The organism is Streptomyces thermocarboxydovorans, assembly GCF_039524635.1.
GTDB lineage: Bacteria > Actinomycetota > Actinomycetes > Streptomycetales > Streptomycetaceae > Streptomyces > Streptomyces thermocarboxydovorans.
Window position 1 is genome coordinate 1 of sequence record NZ_BAAAGU010000010.1, and the last position, 23105, is coordinate 23105.

General features: G+C 72.5%; 19 protein-coding genes and 1 pseudogene. 11 read left to right on the forward strand and 9 right to left on the reverse strand.

Annotation, left to right across the window (positions count from 1 at the left end; all coding sequences use genetic code 11):
• Both ABD198_RS06495 and ABD198_RS06500 read left to right on the forward strand, forming a co-directional pair.
• A partial coding sequence (locus ABD198_RS06495; protein ID WP_343998420.1) for an SUKH-4 family immunity protein occupies positions 1 to 1153 on the forward strand: 1153 nt, incomplete at its 5' end.
• Positions 1154 to 1343: 190 nt separating this feature from the next.
• Positions 1344 to 2228 carry a coiled-coil domain-containing protein gene (locus ABD198_RS06500; RefSeq protein WP_343998421.1) on the forward strand — a complete coding sequence of 295 codons (885 nt, stop codon included), beginning with the start codon at positions 1344 to 1346 and terminating at the stop codon, positions 2226 to 2228.
• Positions 2229 to 2306: 78 nt separating this feature from the next.
• On the opposite strand, the gene ABD198_RS06505 is transcribed toward ABD198_RS06500, so the two are convergent.
• From ABD198_RS06505 to ABD198_RS06520, 4 genes are all read right to left on the reverse strand, one after another.
• Positions 2307 to 3920, reverse strand: coding sequence for a sodium/solute symporter (locus ABD198_RS06505; RefSeq protein ID WP_343998422.1), 1614 nt, complete (start codon positions 3918 to 3920; stop codon positions 2307 to 2309).
• The gene (locus ABD198_RS06510; protein WP_343998423.1) at positions 3917 to 4354 is read right to left on the reverse strand and encodes a DUF485 domain-containing protein; all 438 of its coding nucleotides are present in this window, start codon (positions 4352 to 4354) and stop codon (positions 3917 to 3919) included. Before ABD198_RS06510 ends, ABD198_RS06505 begins: the two co-directional genes overlap by 4 nt.
• 161 nt (positions 4355 to 4515) lie before the next feature.
• Entirely contained in the window at positions 4516 to 5043 is a 528-nt protein-coding gene (locus ABD198_RS06515) for a GNAT family N-acetyltransferase (RefSeq protein ID WP_343998424.1), read from the reverse strand.
• A 21-nt stretch (positions 5044 to 5064) separates the two neighbouring features.
• Positions 5065 to 6588 (reverse strand): MFS transporter, encoded by a 1524-nt coding sequence (locus ABD198_RS06520; RefSeq protein WP_343998425.1) that lies wholly within the window; start codon positions 6586 to 6588, stop codon positions 5065 to 5067.
• A gap of 424 nt (positions 6589 to 7012) precedes the next feature.
• Between ABD198_RS06520 and ABD198_RS06525 the strand changes: the two genes are divergently transcribed.
• Positions 7013 to 7801: an ABC transporter ATP-binding protein gene (locus ABD198_RS06525; protein ID WP_343998426.1), complete on the forward strand. Its 789-nt coding sequence runs from the start codon at positions 7013 to 7015 to the stop codon at positions 7799 to 7801.
• Positions 7798 to 10380 carry an FtsX-like permease family protein gene (locus ABD198_RS06530; RefSeq protein ID WP_343998427.1) on the forward strand — a complete coding sequence of 861 codons (2583 nt, stop codon included), beginning with the start codon at positions 7798 to 7800 and terminating at the stop codon, positions 10378 to 10380. The genes ABD198_RS06525 and ABD198_RS06530 overlap by 4 nt, the downstream gene beginning before the upstream one ends.
• A gap of 132 nt (positions 10381 to 10512) precedes the next feature.
• On the opposite strand, the gene ABD198_RS06535 is transcribed toward ABD198_RS06530, so the two are convergent.
• Positions 10513 to 10896 (reverse strand): phospholipase A2, encoded by a 384-nt coding sequence (locus tag ABD198_RS06535; RefSeq protein ID WP_343998531.1) that lies wholly within the window; start codon positions 10894 to 10896, stop codon positions 10513 to 10515.
• Between ABD198_RS06535 and ABD198_RS06540 the strand changes: the two genes are divergently transcribed.
• Positions 10797 to 11099, forward strand: a complete 303-nt coding sequence (locus ABD198_RS06540) for a helix-turn-helix transcriptional regulator (protein WP_343998428.1) — start codon at positions 10797 to 10799, stop codon at positions 11097 to 11099. The two genes, ABD198_RS06535 and ABD198_RS06540, sit on opposite strands and share 100 nt — an antisense overlap.
• 64 nt (positions 11100 to 11163) lie before the next feature.
• Positions 11164 to 14745 carry a transcription-repair coupling factor gene (gene mfd, locus ABD198_RS06545; protein ID WP_343998429.1) on the forward strand — a complete coding sequence of 1194 codons (3582 nt, stop codon included), beginning with the start codon at positions 11164 to 11166 and terminating at the stop codon, positions 14743 to 14745.
• 123 nt (positions 14746 to 14868) lie between these two features.
• Here mfd and ABD198_RS06550 read toward each other — a convergent pair whose 3' ends face one another.
• Positions 14869 to 15054, reverse strand: a complete 186-nt coding sequence (locus ABD198_RS06550; RefSeq protein WP_343998430.1) for an antitoxin — start codon at positions 15052 to 15054, stop codon at positions 14869 to 14871.
• A 155-nt stretch (positions 15055 to 15209) separates the two neighbouring features.
• Between ABD198_RS06550 and ABD198_RS06555 the strand changes: the two genes are divergently transcribed.
• Positions 15210 to 15995, forward strand: a complete 786-nt coding sequence (locus ABD198_RS06555) for an HNH endonuclease family protein (RefSeq protein ID WP_343998431.1) — start codon at positions 15210 to 15212, stop codon at positions 15993 to 15995.
• Here the strand turns inward: ABD198_RS06555 and ABD198_RS06560 are convergent.
• The gene (locus tag ABD198_RS06560) at positions 15919 to 17136 is read right to left on the reverse strand and encodes an MFS transporter (protein WP_343998432.1); all 1218 of its coding nucleotides are present in this window, start codon (positions 17134 to 17136) and stop codon (positions 15919 to 15921) included. The two genes, ABD198_RS06555 and ABD198_RS06560, sit on opposite strands and share 77 nt — an antisense overlap.
• A 163-nt stretch (positions 17137 to 17299) precedes the next feature.
• On the opposite strand from ABD198_RS06560, the gene ABD198_RS06565 reads away from it, so the two are divergent.
• Both ABD198_RS06565 and ABD198_RS06570 read left to right on the forward strand, forming a co-directional pair.
• Positions 17300 to 18277 (forward strand): ArsR/SmtB family transcription factor, encoded by a 978-nt coding sequence (locus ABD198_RS06565; RefSeq protein ID WP_343998433.1) that lies wholly within the window; start codon positions 17300 to 17302, stop codon positions 18275 to 18277.
• Positions 18229 to 18601, forward strand: a pseudogene (locus ABD198_RS06570) (N-acetyltransferase); the annotation flags it as partial. The gene ABD198_RS06565 and the pseudogene ABD198_RS06570, both read left to right, overlap by 49 nt.
• Positions 18602 to 18675: 74 nt before the next feature.
• On the opposite strand, the gene ABD198_RS06575 reads toward ABD198_RS06570, so the two are convergent.
• Together ABD198_RS06575 and ABD198_RS06580 are read right to left on the reverse strand one after the other, a co-directional pair.
• Positions 18676 to 19455, reverse strand: coding sequence for a hypothetical protein (locus ABD198_RS06575; RefSeq protein ID WP_343998434.1), 780 nt, complete (start codon positions 19453 to 19455; stop codon positions 18676 to 18678).
• 47 nt (positions 19456 to 19502) lie between these two features.
• Positions 19503 to 20006 (reverse strand): hypothetical protein, encoded by a 504-nt coding sequence (locus tag ABD198_RS06580; protein WP_343998435.1) that lies wholly within the window; start codon positions 20004 to 20006, stop codon positions 19503 to 19505.
• Positions 20007 to 20208: 202 nt separating this feature from the next.
• Here ABD198_RS06580 and ABD198_RS06585 point away from each other — a divergent pair, with 202 nt between their 5' ends.
• Complete coding sequence (locus tag ABD198_RS06585) at positions 20209 to 22257, forward strand: N-6 DNA methylase (protein WP_343998436.1); 2049 nt, start codon at positions 20209 to 20211, stop codon at positions 22255 to 22257.
• A 163-nt stretch (positions 22258 to 22420) separates the two neighbouring features.
• Positions 22421 to 23080, forward strand: coding sequence for a hypothetical protein (locus tag ABD198_RS06590; RefSeq protein ID WP_343998437.1), 660 nt, complete (start codon positions 22421 to 22423; stop codon positions 23078 to 23080).
• The last annotated feature ends 25 nt before the right edge of the window (positions 23081 to 23105 follow it).

Below are 23105 nucleotides of genomic sequence, written 5' to 3' on the forward strand. Positions count from 1 at the left end.
CCCCGGCGCGCCTCCGCCGCCGCCCGGTGTTCCGGGTACGCCTCCGCCGCCTCCGGCGCCCGGTGTTCCGGGTACGCCTCCGCCCGGCATGCCCGGCATGCCCGGCGGCACGCCGCCGCCCGGGGTCCCGGTGCCGGGGCAGCCGCCGGCGTACGGGTATCCGCAGCAGCCGACCGGGCAGCCGACCGTCGGCCCCGGCTATCAGGCGGTGCTGCGCTACCGCGCGCAGGACGGCTCCGAGCAGCAGCTGATCCGGCGTTCCGCGCCGGGCATGCCGCACCCGGAGTGGCAGATCTTCCACGAGCTGCGCGCCATGAACGTGCCGCCGGACCAGGTGCTGGAGCTGCACACCGAGCTGGAGTCGTGCGAGCTGCCGGGCGCCTACTGCGCGCGGATGATCCGTGAGCAGTGGCCGCAGGCGCGGATCACCTCGATCGCGCCGTACGGCCGGGATCACGCGAGCCGGCAGCAGGGTATGCAGCAGCTGCTCGCGCACCAGGGCGAGTTGCATCAGGTGGCGGACGGTCCCGCGCGGCCGGCGCCGGTGCGGGTGCCGGTGCCTCCGGTGCAGCCGGCGCCGCCGATCCCGCCGGAGGGCATCGCCCAGGAGCTGGCGACGGCGTTCGGTCCGGGCGTGTTCCGCTTCGAGCAGGCGGCGGTGTCCCGGCAGGGTGTGCCGCCGATCGTGGCGCACACGCTGGTGGTGGCCGGGCTGCCGATGGACATGGGCCCGTTCTTCTGGGCGCAGGCACAGCCGGGCCGCCCGGTGCCGACGCTGGCGGAGCTGGCAGCCGAGCGGGGCGTGCAGCCGGCCCCGGACGCGGGCTCGTACCTGGTGATGGGCAGCGACTTCGGCAAGGCGATCTGTGTGCAGTACGGCACGGCGAACATCGTCGCGGTGCCGGTGGAGGCGGGGCCGGGCGGTACTCCGGTGCCGCCGCAGTTCGTCAACACCGGCCTGCCGGAGTTCGCGCGCTGCCTGGCGCTGCTCGGGCGGATGTGGCGGCTGAGGTTCGGGCTGAACCAGGAGCAGGCGGGCCGCTGGACGGTGGACTTCCAGGCGCAGCTGGCCGCGCTGGACCCGGCGGCGCTGGGTTCGCCGGAGAGCTGGTGGTCGGTGCTGCTGGAGCAGATGTGGGACGGCCTGCTGTGAGGCGCTGAGCGCACAGTGGTGAGGGGGCCGGCCCCGGTCGAGTGACCGGGGCCGGCCCCCTTTTCTGGTTCACCGGCGCGCACCGAACGGGCTCGATGTCCGGAGTGTCGCGTTATGTACCCTGATGTTCCATACCTCAAGATGTGCGCGAAATCATCATGTCGCATCCATCCGGAGGAGAGGTCGAGGGATGAGCAGCGCACCGGGGTCGACGCAGGACTTCGTGACCGCGCGGGGGCGCGGCTACCGCCCCCTTCAGGTGATCGCGTACGTCGAGGCGCTGTCCAAGGACCGCGACGCCGCCTGGGAGCGGGCGGCCCGGCTCACGGTGCTGGCCCGGGAGATGGAGGAGGAGCTGCGGCTGCTGCGGGAGCGGGTGGCGAAGCTGCCCGACCAGACGTACGAGTCGCTCGGGGAGAGCGCCCGGCGGCTGTTCGAGCTGGTGCAGCAGGAGGCGGCGGCCGTGCGGGAGGGGGCGCGGCAGGAGGCGCGGCGGATCGCGCAGGAGGCGGGCGCCGAGGCGGAGGGCGTACGGGAGTCGGCGCAGGCGTGGGCCGACGCGGTGCGCGCCGAGGCGGACGAGCGGGCCCGGCAGCGACTGCTGGCGGCGGGTGCGGAGGCGGACGAGATCCGCGTCGCGGCCCGCCGTGAGGTGAAGGAGCGGCGCGGTGAGGCGCTGCAGGCGCAGCGGCAGATGCGGCAGCGGGTGTCCGAGATGCTCGCGGAGATGGCCGAGGAGCAGGCCGCGCGGCTGACCGAGGTGGAGGACGAGGAGGCCGGCCGCATGGCGGAGCTGGAGGCCCGGCACGCCCGGGAGGTGGCGGTGGCCGAGCGGGAACTGTCCGAGGCGAAGCGGGCGTTCGCCGACGCCGAGGAGGCGGCCCGGCGCCTGGAGGAACAGGCGCGGGAGCGGGCGGAGGAGGTGCTGGCGGCGGCGCGGGCCGAGGAGGAGGCGATCGGGGCCCGCACCGAGCAGTTGCTGCGCGAGCACGCCCGGACGCGGGACGAGGTGCAGGCCCATATGGACCATGTGTGCTCGAGCCTGACGGCGCTGACGGGCCGGGCGGCGGAGTGAGGGCACCGTCCCGTCGCCCGTCAGCTGCTTGGTCCGTTCCTTGAGCCGGCGGTCGTCTCCATGTCGTCTGTCCTTCCGTCAGTTCCTCCTGCGGGCCGCCCCGGCGAGGATCCAGGCCTCCACCGCCTCGTACTGCCGCCGCTGCTCCTCGGCCTTCGTCCGCCCGCTGACGAGGGTGCCGAGCCAGCCGCAGGCGAAGCCGATCGGGATGGACAGCAGGCCCGTGGTGGTGAACGGGTAGTAGGTGAAGTCGGCGTCGGGGAAGGCGGAGACGGGGGTGCCGGAGACCAGGGTGGTGCCCGGCATCAGCAGCAGCACGGCGAGGGTGCCGCCGATGAGGGTGCTGAGCAGGCCGGTGCGGGTGTAGCGGCGCCAGAACAGCCCGTAGACGAGGGCCGGGGCGATGGCCGAGGCGCCGATGCAGAAGGACAGGGTGACCAGCGGATGCAGGCTGTAGTGCTGCACCAGGGTGGCCAGCGCGATGGTGGGGACGCCGACGGCGAACGCGGACAGGCGGGCCAGCGTCATCTCGCGGCGCGGTGACATCTCCTGCACGCGGGCGGCGAAGACGTCGTGGGCGAGGGAGTTGGCGCAGGCGAGGATCATGCCGGCGACGGAGGCGAGCACGGTGAGGAAGATCGCCGTGGTGACGGTGGTGAACAGGAAGGTCTCCGCCGTGGTCACCTCCGCTCCGAACGCGGCCTGGGAGCCGAGCAGATAGGCGGTGTTGCCGCGCGGGTCCGCCTCGGCGATGGCGGCCCGGCCGATCAGGGCGGTGGCGCCGAAGCCGACGACGGTGATGAGTACGACGAACAGCGCCACGATCGACACCGCCCAGGACATGGAGCGGCGCACCTGGCGGGCGCTGGAGGCGGTGTACATGCGCATGGTGATGTGGGGCAGGACGCCGCCGCCGAGGACGACCGTCAGCTCCCCGCTGATCATGTCGAGTTCGGGGGCGCCGGCGCCGGTGAACTGCAGTCCGGAGGCGAGGAACTGCGGGCCGATCCCGCTGTTGGCCGCGGCCGCGTCGAACAGGGCGCCGGGGTCCCAGTCGAAGCGGTTGAGGATGAGGACGGCGACGATGCCTCCGGAGCCGAGCAGCATCACTATCTTCAGGATCTGGATGAGGGCGGTGCCCTTCATGCCGCCGATCGCCGCGTAGCTGATCATCAGGGCGCCGACGCCGATGATGCAGCCGGTCTGCATCGACTCGCCGGAGAAGCCGAGGATGAAGCCCATCAGCTGGCCGACTCCGGCGAGCTGCACCAGCATCAGCGGCAGCAGCGCGGCGAGGGTGACGAGGCAGGTGGCGATCCTGACGCTGCGTCCGGGCATGCGCCGGGCGAGTGCGTCGCCCATGGTGAACCGGCCCGCGTTGCGCAGGGGTTCGGCGAGCAGGAACATCAGCAGCATCAGCGACAGGGCGGTGCTGAGGGCGAGAACGACGCCGTCGTAGCCGAACAGGGCGATGATGCCGCCGGTGCCGAGGACGGTGGCGGCGGAGATGTAGTCACCGGCGATGGCGAGGCCGTTGCGCAGGGGGGACAGGGAGCCGTAGCCGGTGTAGAACTGGTCGAGGTCGTCGCGGTCGGGGCCGGTCATCACGCACAGCAGCAGGGTGACGGTGGCGACGGCGGTGAACCCGACGAGCGCCATGGCCTGGGCGTTTCCGCTGAATTCGGGGTTCATCGGGCGGCTCCCCGTCTGGCGTCGAGTTCCGCCTGTTTGCGGATGAGGGCGGCCAGCGGGTCGACGCGGCGCCGGGCGGTGCCCTCGTACAGGACGATCGCCAGCCAGGTGACCGGGACCTGGCCGAGGGCGAGCAGCAGTCCCCGGGGCAGGCCGTCGGTGACGGTGCCGGTCATGAAGGAGGGGGCGTAGGCGGAGAGGATCAGGAAGAGGGTGAAGTAGCCGAGTGCGGTGAGGGTGGCCACGCGGCGCTGCCAGCGGTAGGCGCTGCGCAGGATCCGCAGGTCGCTGTGGTGGCCGAGGGGAGCGGGGGGAACGACGGGGCGTCTGGGTGCGGGGGGCTGGGGCGGGAGCGGCGGCTGCCAGGGGTAGGAGGCGTAGGGGGGAGAGGCGTCGGGGCGTGGGGACGGTGGCTGGTACGGGTCGTACGTCATCCCGTGCTCCTTGCGTGGCTCGGGTCCGGTGCGGCGGACCGCAGGGAGGTTGGGGGGTGGCGGTCCACGCACGCTACTCGGCGGTTCCGCGGCGCGCTGCGTTTTGGCCAAACTGATCGGTCGGTAGGGAGACGCTGCGCTGACCTGGGGAGTTACCGGCGTTAACTTGGGGTGCTCGTGTGAGGGGCGTGTGGAGGAAGGTGTCCGAGGTGCCGCAGGTGGGCGGTGCCGGGGCGGCCGCCGACGAGGGTGTCGCCGGTGCGGGTGAAGCCGTTGCGGGTGAGGACCTTCCGGGAGGCCCGGTTGTCCAGGGTGGTGACCGCTGTGAGGGCGGTGAGGCGGTACGCCGTCGCCGCCAGCCGGCAGATCCCGGCGACCGCCGCCGTGGCCACGCCCCGGCCGGCCGCGGACTCGGCCACCCGGTAGCCGAGTCCGGCGCGGCCGTCCGCCACGTCCATCAGGTTGATCCGGCCGGCCAGGCGGCCCTCGTCATCGAGGATCACGTGGAAGTGGCAGATCCCGTCGCGTTGTTCGGCGAGCAGCGACGCCAGGCGCTCGGCGAATCCGGACGGGGTGAAGAAGGCGTCCCCGCGGTCCGGCACCGTGCGCGCGAAGTAGGCGCGGTTGGCGTGCTCGAAGTCCAGCAGGGCGCCGGCGTGGTCCGCGCGCAGCCGTTCCAGGGTCACCATGGCGGCAGCGTACGCAGGCGGTCAGTCCCTCAGCACCGGGAATTTCCGCGGCGCCAGCACCAGCAGCACCACGAACGCCAGCGCCGCGGCGGCCGCCGCGCCCAGGTAGACGGCGTGCACGGCGTCGGCGATGGCCCGCCGGGTCGCCTCGGCGGCGGTGCCGGTGTCCAGGGCCCTGGTCACCGTGTCCAGGTCGCTCGCGTCGCCGAGGCGGCCGGCGAGCACGCCGTTGGCGACCGCGCCGAACAGGGCCGCGCCGGCCGTCTGTCCCGTCTGGCGGCAGAACAGCACCGACGCCGTGGCCGTGCCGCGCTCCTCCCAGCGCACCGTCGACTGCACCCCGACGATCAGCGGCAGCTGGAACAGGCCGAGCGCCGCGCCCAGCAGCATCATCAGCAGCGTCGGCTGCCAGGCCTGGCCGGGGTAGGGCAGCAGGGGGAACGCGGACAGGATCAGCGCTGCCGCTCCGATGCCGAGCATCGCGGTGTTGCGGAAGCCGATCCTGCGGTAGACGTGCTGGCTGAGCGCCGCCGAGACGGGCCAGGTCAGCGTCCACACCGACAGCACGAAACCGGCGGCCACCGGGGCGAGACCGAGCACCGACTGGGCGTAGGTGGGCAGGAAGACGGTCGGGGCGACCATCAGCACGCCCAGCGCGCCGAGGGCGAGGTTGACCGCGGCGATGGTGCGCCGGCGCCACACCCAGCCCGGGATGATCGGCTGCTCCGCCCGGCGCTCCACGGCGAAGAACACCACCAGCAGCGCAAATCCCGTGCCCAGCAGGGCCAGTGACGGTGCGGACAGCCAGTCCCAGGCGACGCCGCCCTGCACCAGCGCGGTGAGCAGTGCGCCGCCGCAGGCGAACACCGTCAGCGCGCCCGCCCAGTCCACACGGGCCCGCTCCGCGAGCCGCCGCCGCGGCTCGTGCAGATGACGCACGATCAGCCACAGCGCCACCGCGCCGACCGGCAGATTGATCAGGAAGATCCAGCGCCAGTCGGCGTAGGCGGCGAGGACGCCGCCGAGGCCCGGTCCGGCCACCGCCGACACCGCCCACACCGTGGACAGCCGCGCCTGGATCCTCGGGCGCTGCTCGAGCGGGTAGAGGTCGGCGGCGAGGGTCTGCACCGTGCCCTGCAGGGCGCCGCCGCCCAGGCCCTGCACGATGCGGAAGGCGATCAGCGCGGCCATGTTCCACGCCAGCGCGCACAGCAGCGAGCCCAGCAGGAACACCGCGGCGCCCGCCACCAGGACGGGTTTGCGCCCGAAGGTGTCGGAGAGCTTGCCGTAGACGGGCAGCGTGACGGTCACCGCCAGCAGATAGCCGGAGAACAGCCAGGAGAAGACGGAGAAGCCGCCGAGATCGCCGACGATCTGCGGGACGGCGGTGGCGACGATGGTGGAGTCCAGCGCGGCCAGCGCCATCGCCAGCATCAGGGCGGCCACCACCGCGCCGCGCCGCTTGGGTGCGGCCCGCTCGGCGCTCTCCTGGGCCGCCGTCCGTCCGGTCTCACCCACCCGGGGTCCCTTCCCTCGCAGTTGCATGCCCCTTGCACCTGTCCGCCGCCGCTCAGCATCTCACTTGATCCCGCTTGACCCTCACGCGGCGGGAGGGTGGACGCTGACTCCACCGGCGGACGGATCCGGCCCCGAGACGGGCTCCGCCCGCGGGGGGAGGGCCCCTAGGGGTACCTCCGTACTAAGGCTCGGGGAGGGCTCGTACCGGCGGAGGACGAGACGGGCAAGGACCGTCCTTAACCTGGCTTTACGGCGTTGGGGGGGCGGCTGAGCCCAGCACGAGGGGTGGGGTTTTCCTCAGTACAGGACTGCGCTGAGCACCAGCGCGCCCGACCCCTCTCCGCGGCAAGACTGAAGCACGTCAAGCACGTCACAACGCTTCGAGCACCACCGCACCGCTTGCGTACGGGTGCACCGCTTTCCATCTGCTGACCGGCATAGGAGACATACCGTGACATCGGCTGTGACCATTCCCAGGCACGGGGGTACTGGAAGTCGAACGGCCGTTGCCGCGCGGGCGCGGCAGGTCGTCAAGGCCTACGGGTCGGGCGAGACCCGCGTCGTCGCCCTGGACCACGTGGACGTGGACATCGCACGCGGGCAGTTCACCGCGATCATGGGCCCCTCGGGGTCCGGCAAGTCCACGCTGATGCACTGCCTGGCCGGGCTCGACACGGTGACGTCCGGGAAGATCTACCTGGACGAGACCGAGATCACCGGCCTGAAGGACAAGAAGCTCACCCAGCTGCGCCGGGACCGCATCGGGTTCATCTTCCAGGCGTTCAACCTGCTGCCCACGCTCAACGCGCTGGAGAACATCACGCTGCCCATGGACATCGCCGGGCGCAAGCCCGACAAGGCGTGGCTGGAGCGGGTCGTGGAGACCGTGGGCCTGGCCGGCCGGCTCAAGCACCGGCCGACCCAGCTCTCCGGCGGTCAGCAGCAGCGCGTCGCGGTGGCCCGGGCCCTGGCCGCCCGGCCGGAGATCATCTTCGGTGACGAGCCGACCGGCAACCTCGACTCGCGGGCCGGTGCCGAGGTGCTCGGCTTCCTGCGCCGCTCGGTGGACGAACTGGGCCAGACCATCGTGATGGTCACCCACGACCCGGTCGCGGCCTCCTACGCGGACCGGGTGCTGTACCTCGCCGACGGCCGCATCGTCGACGAGATGCTGCAGCCCACCGCCGAGCAGGTCCTGGACCGTATGAAGGACTTCGACGCCCGGGGGCGCACGTCATGACCGTGCTGAAGACCTCGATGCGCAACTTCCTCGCGCACAAGGGACGCATGGCGCTGTCGGCGGTCGCGGTGCTGCTGTCGGTGGCGTTCGTGTGCGGGACGCTGGTGTTCACCGACACCATGTCCACCACCTTCGACAAGCTGTTCGCGGCGACGTCCTCGGACGTCACGGTCAGCTCCAAGGACTCCTCCGACACGGGCGAGACGACCTCCAGGAACGGCAAGCCCCCGGCCTTCCCGGCTTCTGTGCTGCCCGAGGTGAGGAAGGCGCAGGGCGTGAAGGCCGCCGAGGGCACGGTCTCCTCAACCTCGGTGACCGTCGTCGACGCCGACAAGGACAGCCTGTCGCCCACCAACGGTGGTCCGACCATCGTGGGCAGCTGGAACGGCAACGACGCCCGCACCATGAAGATCACCTCGGGTGCGGCGCCCAAGGGCTCCGGCCAGGTGATGGTGGACGCGGACACCGCCGACAAACACGACCTGGTCCTCGGTGACGAGATCAGCTGGATCACGGCGGTGGGCACCTACACCGCCAGGATCTCCGGTATCGCCGAGTTCACCGTCACCAACCCCGGTGCCGCGCTGTTCTACCTCGACCTGAAGACCGCTCAGCGGACCCTGGTGGGCGAGAGCGACGTCTTCACCCACGTCAACGTCACCGCCGCCCCCGGTGTCAGCGACGAGCGGCTGAAGCAGAACGTCCTGGCCGAACTCGGCGGCGTCTACAAGGTGCTGACCGCGAAGGAGACGGCCGAGGCCAACCAGAAGGGCGTCAAGGGCTTCATGGACGTCATGAGGTACGCGATGCTCGGCTTCGCCGGAATCGCCTTCCTCGTCGGCATCTTCCTGATCATCAACACGTTCTCGATGCTGGTCGCCCAGCGCACCCGGGAGATCGGCCTGATGCGGGCCATCGGCTCCTCCCGCAGGCAGATGAACCGGTCGGTGCTGTTCGAGGCACTGCTGCTGGGCGTGATCGGCTCCGTCCTCGGTGTCGCCGCCGGTGTGGGCCTCGCCATCGGCCTGATGAAGCTCATGGGCCGGATGGGCATGAAGCTGTCCACCGACGACCTCACCATCGCCTGGACCACCCCGGTGACCGGCCTGGTCCTCGGCATCGTCGTCACCGTCCTCGCCGCCTATCTGCCCGCCCGCCGGGCCGGCCGGATCTCCCCGATGGCCGCCCTCCGGGACGCGGGCACCCCGGCCGGCGTCAGGACCGGTGCCGTGCGGGCGGTCGCCGGCTTCGTCCTCACCGGCGCCGGGGCGTGGAGCCTGTACGCGGCGGCCGAGGCCGACAAGGCGAAGGCCGGCTCCCTCTGGCTGGGCCTGGGCATCGTGCTGACGCTGATCGGCTTCGTCGCCATCGGTCCGCTGCTCGCGGCCGGTGTGGTGCGGGTCCTCGCCGCGGGACTGCTGCGCGGCTTCGGCCCGATCGGGCGGATGGCCGAGCGCAACGCGCTGCGCAATCCGCGTCGCACCGGTTCCACGGGGGCCGCGCTGATGATCGGCCTCGCCCTGGTGGCCTGCCTGTCGGTGGTCGGCTCCTCGATGGTGGCCTCCGCCACCGACCAGCTGGACAAGACCGTCGGCGCCGACTTCATCGTCCTGAGCAACCAGGAGAACGGGCTGATCAAGCCGCAGGCGGTCCGGGCCGTGAAGGACACGGAGCATCTGCAGCGGGTCACCCAGTACAAGCTGGTGGACGTGTCCCTGACCACTCCGGACGGCAAGGTCACCAAGAAGGAAACCCTCAACGCGGCGGACCCCACCTACGCGCAGGACCTGCGCATGGAGACGGTCGCCGGCGACCTGCCGGACGCCTACCGGCCCGACTCGATGTCGGTCTCCGAGGGCTTCGCCGAGGAGCACGGCATCAAGGTCGGCTCCACGGTCGGGGTCCACTTCAAGGACGGCCGGAAGGCCGAGCTGACGGTCCGCGCGATCACCAGCGACGAGGTCGTCATCGACAAGGGCGCGATGTACACGTCCGTCTCCACCGTCGCCCGGTACCTGCCCGCCGACCGGATGCCGCTCGACGTGCTGGTGCTGGCCGGTGCCAAGGAGGGGCAGGAGACGGCCGCCTACCAGGCGCTGAAGTCGTCGCTCAAGGACTATCCGGACCTGAGCGTCAGGAACCAGGCCGACTACAAGAAGGAGCTGAAGGAGCAGATCGGCCAGCTGCTGAACATGGTCTACGGTCTGCTGGCCCTGGCGATCGTCGTGGCGATCCTGGGCGTGGTGAACACCCTGGCCCTGTCGGTGGTGGAGCGCACCAGGGAGATCGGGCTGATGCGGGCCATCGGCACCTCCCGCCGCCAGATGCGCCGCATGATCCGGCTGGAGTCGGTGGTCATCGCCCTGTTCGGCGCGCTGCTGGGGCTCGGCCTGGGCCTGGGCTGGGGTGCGACCGCGCAGAAGCTCCTGGCGATGGAGGGCCTGACGGTGCTGGAGATCCCGTGGCCGACGATCGCCGGTGTCTTCGCCGGTGCGGCCCTGGTGGGTCTGCTCGCGGCCCTGGTGCCGGCGTTCCGGGCGGCACGGATGAACGTGCTGAACGCGATCGCCACGGAGTGACGGGCGTGACGGGCGGCCAGGCGCGCAGTCGGTCGCCGGCACGACAGGACGGCGGGGCCCGGGGGAGGATCTCCGGGCCCCGCCGTCAAGGGATGTCACCGGCCGGGGGGCCGGCGGATCGAGGGGGCGTGATCAGCCGAAGGTGCGGACCGCCTGGTAGTACTTCTTCGCGGTCTTCCTGCAGGCGGCCTTGAGCTTCTTGCGCTGCGACGGTGTGTAGGGGTCGATCCAGGGCTTGAAGTCGCAGTCCTCGTACATGTCTCTGAGGAAGGCCTTGTCGATTCGGGTCTTGTGGCTCTTCTTGAACCAGTACTTGCCGACCAGCTTCTTGTAGTTGCGGTAGCCGAAGTCGTGGCGGTAACAGGACCACTTGAACGAGTAGCCGCCGGGGATGCTGTCCGGCGACTTAGAGCGCCGTGCGGGAACGGCGCGGCAGGGCGGGGATGACGCAGACGCGGCTCGCCGAATTGGCCGGCATGACCCAGGCGGCCGTCTCCCGGCTGGAGCGCGGGAAATGCATGCCGACCTTTCCCTTGCTGGAACGCATCTCCGCGGCGCTCGAGGCGACCCTGCTGGTGGCCGTCGAGCCGGGCCGCGGTGTCACGGTCACCTTCACGGATCCGGACGAGGGCCCGGGCCGGGGCGGCGGGGCGCGGGTCCCGGGCGGCCTGATCCCCGGGCAGCGGAACGGCGACGCGGTCGCCGCGCGGGCGTCGTAGGCTGGCAACCCCGGCCCGTGAGACGTGTCGGGTCGTTGCGTTGCACCCCCTCGGATGGAAGCCCATGAGCCTGCACGGTCTGCTCGACGCCGTAGTCAAGGACCCCGCCCTCGCGGAAGCGATCACTGCGGCTGCGGACGGCAACCGCATGCACGTCGACCTGGTCGGCCCGCCCGCCGCGCGGCCCTTCGCGGTCGCCGCCCTGGCCCGCGAGACCGGCCGCCCCGTGCTCGCGGTGACGGCGACCGGGCGGGAGGCCGAGGACCTGGTCGACGCCCTGCGCTCCCTGCTGCCCCCGCAGGGCGTGGTGGAGTACCCCGCATGGGAGACCCTCCCGCACGAGCGGCTCAGCCCGCGCAGCGACACCGTGGGCCGCCGGCTCGCGGTGCTGCGTCGGCTCGCCCACCCCAGCAGCGACGACCCGGAGACCGGCCCGGTCTCCGTGATCGTGGCGCCCGTGCGCTCCGTCCTCCAGCCGCAGGTCAAGGGCCTCGGCGACCTGGAGCCCGTCGCCCTGCGCACCGGCCAGACCGCCGACCTGGACGAGGTCGTGGACGCGCTCGCCGCCGCCGCGTACGCGCGGGTGGAGCTGGTGGAGAAGCGCGGCGAGTTCGCGGTGCGCGGCGGCATCCTCGATGTGTTCCCGCCCACCGAGGAACACCCCCTGCGGGTGGAGTTCTGGGGCGACGAGGTCGAGGAGATCCGCTACTTCAAGGTCGCCGACCAGCGCTCCCTGGAGGTCGCCGAGCACGGCCTGTGGGCCCCGCCCTGCCGCGAGCTGCTGCTCACCGACGAGGTGCGCTCCCGCGCCCGGGCGCTCGCCGAGGAACATCCCGAGCTGGGCGAACTGCTCGGCAAGATCGCCGAGGGGATCGCCGTGGAGGGCATGGAGTCCCTCGCCCCGGTCCTGGTCGACGACATGGAGCTGCTGCTGGACGTGCTGCCCGCGGGCGCCATGGCCGTCGTCTGCGACCCGGAGCGGGTGCGCACCCGGGCCGCCGACCTGGTGGCCACCTCGCAGGAGTTCCTGCAGGCGTCCTGGGCGGCCACCGCGATGTCCAGCGCGGACGAAGGCCGCTCCGGCAAGGGTGGTGGTGGGCGACGGGCGGGCGAGGCGCCCATCGACGTGGGCGCGGCCTCCCTGTGGTCCATCGCCGACGTCCGCGAACGGGCCCGCGAGCTGGGCTTGATGTGGTGGTCGGTGTCGCCGTTCGCGGCGGACGAGGAGTTCGACGGCGACACGCTGAAGCTGGGCATGAACGCCCCGGAGGCCTACCGCGGCGACACCGCGCGGGCCCTCGCCGACACCAAGGGCTGGCTCGCCGACGGCTGGCGCACGGTCTTCGTCACCGAGGGCCACGGCCCGGCCGCCCGCACCGTCGAGGTGCTCGGCAACGAGGGCATCCCCGCCCGCCTGGAGACCGACCTCGGCGAGATCTCGCCGTCCGTGGTGCATGTCGCCTGCGGCTGCCTGGACCGGGGCTTCGTCGCGCCCGGACTCAAGCTGGCCGTGCTCACCGAGACCGACCTGACCGGCCAGAAGGCGTCCGGCCGGGAGGGCGCCCGGATGCCGGCCCGGCGCCGCAGGACCATCGACCCGCTCACCCTGGAGGCGGGCGACTACATCGTCCACGAGCAGCACGGCGTCGGCCGCTACATCGAGATGGTGCAGCGCACCGTCCAGGGCGCCACCCGCGAGTACCTGGTCGTGGAGTACGCGCCCGCCAAGCGCGGCCAGCCCGGCGACCGCCTGTACATCCCCACCGACCAGCTGGAGCAGATCACCAAGTACGTCGGCGGCGAGGCGCCCACCCTGCACCGGCTGGGCGGCGCCGACTGGACCAAGACCAAGGCGCGCGCCAAGAAGGCGGTCAAGGAGATCGCCGCCGACCTGATCAAGCTGTACAGCGCGCGGATGGCGGCCCCCGGCCACGCCTTCGGCCCCGACACGCCCTGGCAGCGCGAGCTGGAGGACGCCTTCCCCTACGCGGAGACGCCCGACCAGCTCACCACCATCGCCGAGGTCAAGGAGGACATGGAGAAGGCGGTCCCGATGGACCGGCTGATCTGCGGCGACGTGGGCTACGGCAAGACCGAGATCGCGGTGCGGGCGGCGTTCAAGGCCGTCCAGGACGGCAAGCAGGTCGCCGTGCTGGTGCCCACCACCTTGCTGGTGCAGCAGCATTTCGGCACCTTCAGCGAGCGGTACGCCCAGTTCCCGGTGAACGTGCGGGCGCTGTCCCGCTTCCAGAGCGACGCCGAGGCCAAGGCGGTCCTGGACGGCCTGCGCGACGGCTCGGTGGACGTGGTCATCGGCACCCACCGGCTGTTCTCCTCCGAGACCAAATTCAAGGACCTGGGCCTGGTCATCGTCGACGAGGAGCAGCGCTTCGGCGTGGAGCACAAGGAGCAGCTGAAGAAGCTCCGCGCCAACGTCGACGTGCTCACCATGTCCGCCACGCCCATTCCGCGGACCCTGGAGATGGCGGTCACCGGCATCCGCGAGATGTCGACGATCACCACCCCGCCGGAGGAGCGCCACCCGGTGCTCACCTTCGTCGGCCCCTACGAGGAGAAGCAGATCGGCGCGGCCATCCGCCGCGAACTGCTGCGCGAGGGCCAGGTCTTCTACATCCACAACCGGGTCGAGACCATCGACCGGGCCGCCGCCCGGCTGCGGGACATCGTGCCCGAGGCGCGGATCGCCATCGCGCACGGCCAGATGTCGGAGTCGGTGCTGGAGCAGGTCGTCGTCGACTTCTGGGAGAAGAAGTTCGACGTGCTGGTCTCGACGACCATCGTCGAGTCCGGCATCGACATCTCCAACGCCAACACCCTGATCGTGGAGCGCGCCGACACCTTCGGCCTGAGCCAGCTGCACCAGCTGCGCGGCCGGGTGGGCCGCGGCCGGGAACGCGGCTACGCCTACTTCCTGTACCCGCCGGAGAAGCCGCTCACCGAGACCGCGCACGAGCGCCTGGCGACCATCGCCCAGCACACCGAGATGGGCGCGGGCATGTACGTGGCGATGAAGGACCTGGAGATCCGCGGCGCCGGCAACCTGCTCGGCGGCGAGCAGTCCGGCCATATCGCGGGCGTCGGCTTCGACCTGTATGTGCGCATGGTCGGCGAGGCGGTCGCGGACTACCGGCGCCAGCTGGAGACCGGGGAGATCCAGGAGGAGCCGCCGCTCGAGGTCAAGATCGAGCTGCCGGTCGACGCGCACGTCCCGCACGACTACGTCCCCGGCGAGCGGCTGCGCCTGCAGGCCTACCGCGCCATCGCCTCCGCCAACTCGGAGGAGGACATCAAGGCCGTCCGCGAGGAACTCGTCGACCGCTACGGCAAGTTGCCGGAGCCGGTGGAGAACCTGCTGCTGGTGGCGGGCCTGCGGATGCTGGCGCGGGCGTGCGGGGTGAGCGAGATCGTCCTGCAGGGCAACAACATCCGCTTCGCGCCGGTGGAGTTGCGCGAGTCGCAGGAGCTGCGCCTGAAGCGCCTCTACCCCGGCTCGGTGATCAAGCCGGCGGTGCGGCAGGTGCTGGTACCCCGCCCGAAGACCGCGAAGGTCGGCGGGAAGCCGCTGGTCGGGCGGGAGTTGCTGGGCTGGGTCGGGGAGTTCCTGACCTCGGTGCTGGACACGTAGCCCGGCGAGCGGGAGATCGCAGGGAGATCACAGAGAGCGAAGGAGACGCCGGAAGCCGTCCACGGGCGCATGGCGCCGTGGGCGGCTTCTGAGCCGGTATCGCTCGGTCCGGTCGGCGCGGGTCTACTGCTGGTCGGGGCGGTCGGGGTCCATGCCGAGACGTTCCTCGGCCTGCTGCTGCCCGGTGTCGACCTGTTTCTCGTACTTGCCGCCGGTCCTCTCGTTGATCTGCTTCTCGGCGGCGTCCGAGCCCTGGTGGGCTTTCTGACGTGCCGCCTTGTTGCCCTTGAGCTTGTCGAAGATGCCCATACAGAGCTCCTTCCGCATGACTCGACTCAGCTCCGACGATACGCGCCGCTTGCCCGGTATGCCCGTTTGAGGGGGATGTGGTCTGGACCTCTCGCTCGCTACGCTGCGCTCGGGCCCGTCCGTGCGGGCCGTACGCGGGCAAGGGGAGGGGCGCGGTGGCGCGACACGAGCGGCGGACCAGGGCGACGGCGGCGGCGGTGCTCGCCGCGGCGGCGCTTCTCACCGGGTGCGAGGGGCTGCCCGAGGGCTCCTCGGCCGGCGCGGGCGCCGGTGCCGAGCCGGCCGAGCGGGACACGAGGGCGGTCAGCCCCCTGAAGAACCCGGACGGCACCGCCCCGGGCCTGGCCCCCGTCACCACCGAGCAGGACCGCGCGGCGGCCGTCCGGCTCATCGAGCGGGTCGCCACCAAGGGCCGAGGACCGCGGACCGGCTACGAGCGGGAGGAGTTCGGCTACGCCTGGATGGACACCGCCGACGGGGTGCCGCTGGCCAGGAACGGCTGCGACACCCGCAACGACGTGCTTCAGCGCGACGGCCTCAGGCTCCGCTTCCGCTCCGGATCCGACTGCGTCGTCGTCGCCATGACCCTGCACGACCCCTACACCGGCCGGACCATCGAGTGGCGCAAGCAGCGGGCCGCCGAGGTGCAGATCGACCATGTCGTCCCGCTCAGCTACAGCTGGCAGATGGGCGCCTCGCGCTGGCCGGAGAGCAAGCGCCGCCGACTGGCCAATGACGTCCTCAACCTGATGCCGGTTCAGGGGCGGGCCAACTCCGCCAAGGGCGACTCCGGCCCCGCCTCCTGGCTGCCGCCCCGCAAGCGCATCCGCTGCGCCTACGCGGTCCGGTTCGCCCAGGTCGCCGTCAAGTACGAGATGCCGGTGACCGTGGCGGACAAGCGGATGATGCTGCGGCAGTGCGGCGGCCGGCCGGCGCTTTGAGGTGCCGGGCCAGGGCGGGCAGCGTGAGCAGGGCCGGCAGCGCGCACACCCCCGGCCAGCCGGCCTCCGCCCAGGCCCGGGTCCCCAGCCAGGAACCGGCGCTGCCGCCCAGGTAGGCGCAGGTCATGTAGGCGGTGTTGAGCCTGCTGCGGGCGCCGGCGCGCAGCGCGTAGATGCGGGCCTGGTTGGCGACCATGCCGGACTGCATGGCGACGTCGAGCAGCAGCGTGCCGGCGACCAGCGCGGCCAGCCCCGGCACCCCGCCCAGCGCCCCGGCGGTCAGGACCGCGGCCGACAGCAGCACGCCCAGCAGACAGGCGAGGTTCACCGGACCCGGCCCGTGGCGGTCCACCAGGCGCCCGGCGAGCGGGGTGCAGATCATGGTGGCGCCGCCGACCAGGGCGAGCAGCCCCACGGCCTGGGCGCCCATGCCGTAGGCGGGGCCGGTGAGCAGCAGCGCCAGGCACGTCCACACGGCGGAGAACCCGGCGAAGACCGTCGCCTGGTAGAGACAGGAGCGCCGCAGCTCGGGCTCGGTGCGCAGCAGGCGCAGCGACCCGGCAAGCAGCGCCGGGTACGGCTGGGACGAGGGCGGGGTGGTGACCGGCAGGCTGCGGGCCAGGACGGCGGCGAGCACCAGGACCAGCACGGCGGCCGCCAGATACGGCGCCCGCCAGCCCAGCCGTTCGCCGAGGGTCCCGCTGAAGGCGCGGGCCAGCAGCATCCCGCCGATCGACCCGGTCATCAGCGTGCCGAGCACCGCCCCCCGGCGCTCGGCCGCCACCAGCCCGGCCGCCAGCGGCCCGACCAGCGGCGCGGCCACCGTGGTGAAGCCGATCAGGGCACTGGCGGCGACGAGGAACGGCAAGGAGGGGGCGCAGCCCGCGGCGAGCAGCCCGGCACCGGTCAGCAGGAGCAGGACCACCAGGAACGAGCGGTGCGGGAGCCGGTCGCCGAGCGGCACCAGCAGGAACATCCCCGCCGTGTAGCCGGCCTGGGTGGCGGTCACCGCCGCCGAGGCCGAGTCGGCGGAGGTGTGCAGGTCCTCGGCGACCAGGGGGGTGATCGCCTGCGGGAAATAGAGGTTGCCCACGGCCACCGCGCAGGTGACGGCGAGCAGCAGGGTCGTCCGGCGGCCCATCCTCAGTCCACCGGTCCGTCGGCGACGTACAGGACCTGGCCGGAGACGAAGCCCGCGCCGGGCACGATCGCCGTGCGGCGCGCATGAGTTGTCCGTGTCCGTGTCATGGGTGGCAGTTCAGGGCATCGACGACCCCACGGGAATCGATGTAGCGTATGGCTTAATGATCGTTTTCGTTCTCGGGGTCGAGGACCTCGCGGACACGCGCTTCGCGCTCTCGCCCCTGCACGAGACCCTGCTCAGCCTGCGGGTGCTCCAGGACCCGGGACTGTCCGCGCTGCACCTGCCCTGGCGCCGGTCCGTGCTGGGCCGGCTCGGCGCCCTCGACACCCGGCTGCTGATGTCGCTGGTCGCCCAGCGGCGCACCCTCCCCGACTTCCTGACCCCCAACCCGGCCGGTTTCGCCCCGTCCTTCGACGAGCAACTCGACGTGGTCCGCCGGACCCGCCCCGCCCAGGTCCGCCACGACCTGCGGCTGGCGCACGCCCCGGACCCGCTCCCCGCCCCGTTGAGCGACGCACTCGGCGACGACGACCGGGTCACCGCCCTGCGCGACGCCATCTGCGACGTGCTGCGGCAGTACTGGCGGGCGGCCCTCGAGCCGATGTGGCCGCACATGCGGCTTGTGCTGGAGGCCGACATGACCTACCGGGCGCGGCAGCTCGCCCTGGGCGGCGCCCGGCTGCTCTTCGCCGACATGCACCCCAACCTGCGCTGGCGGGACGGCGAGCTGCACATCAGCCAGATGATCAGCAGGCACCGGGTGGCGGCGGCCGGCCGGGGGCTGCTGCTCCTGCCGTCGGTCTTCGCGCACAAGCCGGCGCCTCCGGTCAGCCCGGACGAGCCGCCCAGCCTGGTCTACCCCAGCCGGGGAGTGGCCACCCTGTGGGACGAGACCCCGCCCCCCGACGACGAGGCCCTGGTGTCCTTGATCGGCGCCCCCCGGGTGAGACTGCTCGGCCTCCTGGAGGAGCCGCTGCCGACCGTGGAGCTCGCCCGCCGCCTGCGGGTGACGCCCAGCGCCGTCTCCCAGCATCTGCGCGTGCTGCACGCCACGGGCCTGGTCACCCGCGCCCGCGACGGACGCCAGGTGCTGTACCGGCGCAGCGGGCTCGCCGACCAGCTCCTGCTGAAGCAGTAGAGCCCGTCGGACGACAAGCGGTGGAGCCCGTCGTGGGACGAAAACCGGTAGAGCCCGTACGTGGCCCGGGTGCGCCCCGACGGGCTGCCGCAGGACCCGTGGATGCGGGTGCACGCACGGGCCGGCGCCACCGTGGACCGGGTGGCGCCGGCGTCCATGACGGTGTCCGCGTCCCTCGCCGAATGGCGGGACTGGACGGGGCTGCCCTTCGACACCGACGGCCCCGTCGAGGTGCCCGGGGCGCTGGTGCCGGTGCACTGCGACGTGCGGGGCGATTACGCCGTGTACGTCGAGCCCAATGTGTGGATGCGGCACCCGCTGTGACGGCTCAACGGCTGTGACAGCTCAACGGCCCTGACAGCTCAACGGCTGTGACAGCTCATCCCCGTGACGGATCGTCAGCCCAGCGCGTCGAGATCCACGATCTCGCCCTCGGGCTTCTTGGCCGGGACCGGCTTCTCGTAGTCCGAGAAGGTGACCGGGGAGTCGCCGTCGGCGGTGCTGTCGAGCCGCAGCAGGTACGGCTCGCCCTCGGTGGCGACGTAGATGGTGTAGCGGTCCTTGCCGTCGCGCTCGGTCAGCGTCAGCGCCGGGGTGCCGTCGACGGTCGTCGTCCGGCCCCGGCCGGCGGTGGAGCCGCCCTCCTCCACGTCGCCGAGCACCTCGTCCAGGTCGCAGAAGCCCGCGATCTCCTCGGCGTCCGCGCCGGTGGCGGACATCTTGGTCCACTTCCCGGCCAGCATGTCCACGGCCGCGTCGACGTCGGCCTTCGGCTCGCCCTTGCTCTGGGCCCGCAGGAACGCCTCGTCGTACTTGATGTAGAGGGTGTCGCCGGTCTTGATCAGCTCGGCCTCGCCCCCGCTCTTCATGGTCAGGGTGCCGGCGCACTCGCCCTTGCGGTCCAGCGCCATGTCGAAGGTCATGGCGCCGGCGGCCTCGTCGGGGACGTCGCCGCGCATCCGCAGCGAGTGGGCACCGGTCGTGGCGGCCACGGCACGGTCGGCGATCTCACCGCCGCTCAGCCCGGCGAACGGCTCCTTCCTCCCGTTCTTCCCGTCCTTCACCCCCTCCGACTGCTCGGAGGCCTTCGACGCCTTGTCCTCGCCGGGCAGGCAGCCGGTGAGCCCGGCCCCGGTCACGGCGATGAGGCAGAGGGTGGCGAGCGCGGTGCGACGCATGGCGGTTTTCCTTACGGGGATCTGGTTGCGGGGATGGTGAGGGCCGGTCAGAACTTGCCGTTGCCGAGCAGCTCGCCGTTGGCGTCGTAGACGGTGACCAGGCCGTTCTTGCTCTGCTTCCAGTCGGCGAAGGCCGAGGCGATCAGCTTGGCGGGGCCCGCGCCCTCGCCCATGATGCCGCCGGTGAAGTCGGTGTAGACGTCGGCGGCGTCGAGGATGTCGTTCTGCTGGTCGGCGCCCTGGACCTTGGTGACGTGCTCGACGGCCGCCTTCTCCTGGGGCGAGCCGTGCTTCTGCACGAAGGCCTTGAACTGCTCGGCCTGGGACGCCTTTTCGGCGCCCTTGTCGGCGGAGTCGTTGCTCTCGGCGTCCTTGGCGTCCTTTGCGCCCTTGCCGTCCGCCGCCTTCGTGTCGCCGGACTGCCGCTCGGCGGACGCGGAGGAGCCCTTGCCTCCGGAACCCCCCTCGGTGTCACCGGAATTCGCCGAGACGGCGCCGATGACGACGAGCCCCACGACGGCGCCCAGCGCGACCTTGGTCTTCATGCCCATGACTGAGTCCCTCCCCAATGGTGGCGACCGCCGCTCCCCGGCGACCGCTCGTTCGCTGGGTCAATCAGAGCATGAGCTGTGAACCGAGTCAACCCGGTTCACGGATTCTCGTTCGTACACGACGTGAACCGCCGTTTTACGTATACGCCGGTATGCTCGGCCTCACACGGACGTGATCACGTGGGACGAGGGGAGTCGGCGGGTGCAGCGGACGCGGCAGGCAGGAGACACCCAGGACGGCGCCACGGAGGTCACCGCGGCCGGGATCGCCCGGCTGGCCGGGGTCGGACGGGCCGCCGTCAGCAACTGGCGCCGCCGGCACGCCGATTTCCCCCAGCCCGTCGGCGGCACCGAGACCAGCCCCTCGTTCGCCCTCGCCGAGGTCGAGGACTGGCTGCGCCGGCACGGCAAACTCGCCGAGGTGCCCCTGCGGGAACGCGTCTGGCAGCAGCTCACCGGCCACCCCGAGGGGCCGATAACCGCCCTGCTGCACGCCGGCTGCGTCCTGCTGCTGATCCACGAACGGCCCACCGTCTGGCTGAAGTTGGCCGCCGGCTCCGACGAGCAGCTCGCCGAGGCCCTGCCCGGGGCACTGGCCCGCGAACTCACCCGGCCCGCCGCCCCGCAGGACCTCACCGCCGGGCAACTGCGGCCCTCCGTACCGCTGTTGCGCGGCGCCGCCGAACTCGCCGCCGAGCTCGGCGCCCGGCAGACCTTCGAGTTCCTCCTCGGCCGGCACCTCGACGCCAACCCCCGCCAGTACACGCTGACCCCCGCCGAACTCGCCGCGCTCATGGCCGACCTGGCCGGACCCGCCCGCACCGTCCTCGACCCCGCCTGCGGCACCGGCGCCCTGCTGCGCGCCCTCACCCCCCGCCCCGGCCAGGAGCTCTACGCCCAGGACAGCGCCCCCGAACTCGCCGCGCTCACCGCCCTGCGCCTCGCCCTGCACACCCGGACCCCCGTGCACGCCGCCGCCGGCGACACCCTGCGCGCCGACGCCCACCCGGAACTGCGCGCCGACGCCGTGCTGTGCCACCCGCCGTTCAACGAACGCAACTGGGGCCACGACGAACTCGCCTACGACCCGCGCTGGGAGTACGGCTTCCCCGCCCGCACCGAGTCCGAGCTGGCCTGGGTGCAGCACGCGCTGGCCCGGCTGAAGGACGGCGGCACCGCCGTGCTGCTGATGCCGCCCGCCGTCGCCTCCCGCCGCTCCGGCCGCCGGATCCGCGCCGACCTGCTGCGCCGGGGCGCGCTGAGGGCCGTGCTGGCGCTGCCGCTGGGCGCGGCACCGCCGTACAACCTCCCGCTGCACCTGTGGCTGCTGCGCCGCCCCGGGCAGGTGCCCGCGCAGCCGGAACTGCTGCTCGCCGACGCGGGCCGGTTCGCCGGGGAGGGACGCGGCGGCCCCGACTGGCAGGGCGTACGCGAGACGCTGCTCGACGCCTGGCGGACCTTCGAGCGGGCCGGACGGCTCGACGAACGGCCCGGCCTGGCCCGCTCCGTACCGGTCATCGACCTCCTCGACGACGACGTCGACCTCGCCCCGGCCCGCCATCTGCCGCCCCCGGCCGCGGCCGACGGCCCCGCCCGCCTCGCCGAGGTGCGCGAACGCCTCGACGAGACCCTCCGGCTCACCGCGCGGCTGACCCCGCCGCCCGTGACGCCCGCCCCCTCCGCCGAGGCACCGCGCCGCCCGCTCACCACCGTCGGTGAACTGGCACGCGGGGGCGCACTGGTGATGCGCACCGGCGGCAGCGGCGGCCGCGAGCGCGTGCCGGTCCTCACCGACCACGACGTCCTCTACGGCACCGAACCGTCCGGCACGCTCCCGGAGAGCGACGAGGAGGCGGTGCTCACCGAACCCGGCGACGTCGTCGTCCCCGTGCTCGGCGGAGGCTCCGTGGCCCGCGTCGTCGACGAGGCCACCGCCGGGGCCGCGCTCGGCCGCAACCTGGTGCTGCTGCGCCCGGACCCGGACGCGCTGGACCCCTGGTTCCTCGCCGGGTTCCTGCGCGGCACCGCCAACAACCGCCAGGCCAGCAGCTATGCGTCCACCGCCACCCGGCTCGACGTGCGCCGGCTGCAGCTGCCCCGGCTGCCGCTGGAGGAACAGCGCCGCTACGGCGCCCGCTTCCGCGCCCTGGACGAGTTCGAACGGGCGCTGCGCACGGCCGGCCGCCTCGGCGAACAGCTGGTGCGCGGCATGTACGACGGTCTCACCGACGGCACGATCCCGCCCGGCTGAGCACGGCCCGCCCCGGCACCTGCGGGGCGGCGGAGGTGATCGGGACGACAACGGTTCGGTACAACCGGGGACCGGTTGTCCGTGTCGGCCTATACGCTCAGACTTCCCGAGGAGCTCTGACGCTCGCACCCATCCCCATCGGCCTCACGGTCCAGGAGCAGTCATGTACGGCCACGGCGCGGCGCCGCCCACCCGCAGCGCGGCAACGATCATCACCCTGCGTGTGCTGTTCGCCGGCGCCGGCATCCTGTCGTGCGGACTGCTCGCCGCCGTGCCGCTGTTCCGGATCGCCATCCTGCGGGCGCGCACGGCGGACTGGGTGCTGGCCTGGTCCGGCCTGGTCGTGTCGATCGTGCTGCTGACGGTGGTGGGCTCGGTGCCGGAGTCGGACACCCGGGGCGATGTCGCCCTCGGCCTGCTGATCTTCACCGGCGCCGCGTCCAGTGTGTACTTCCTGACCGCGGACATCCGCTGGCACCAGCCGCACCGCCCGGGCGCCCCGGTGCCGCCGTCGCCGCACGCCACCACCGTGCAGGCCCCCGGCGCCCACGCGCCCTACGGCTACCCGCAGCCCGCCTCGCCGTACGCCGCCACGCCCGTCCCGCAGCCGCCCCACACGCCGGTGCCGCAGGCACCCCACGTGCCGCACACTCCCGGGCCCCACACCCCGGTGCCGCAGACGCCGCCCACCCCGGCGCCGCCGCCGCGCCCCGCACCGGCCCGCATCGACCAGGTGCGCGCCGAACTCGACGAACTCAGTGACTACCTGCGCCGCCAGGACGGCCAGGGCGGCCGGCCGGCCGGGCCCGAGAGCGGAAGGTGAGCGTGACGACGACGGGACGGGTCGT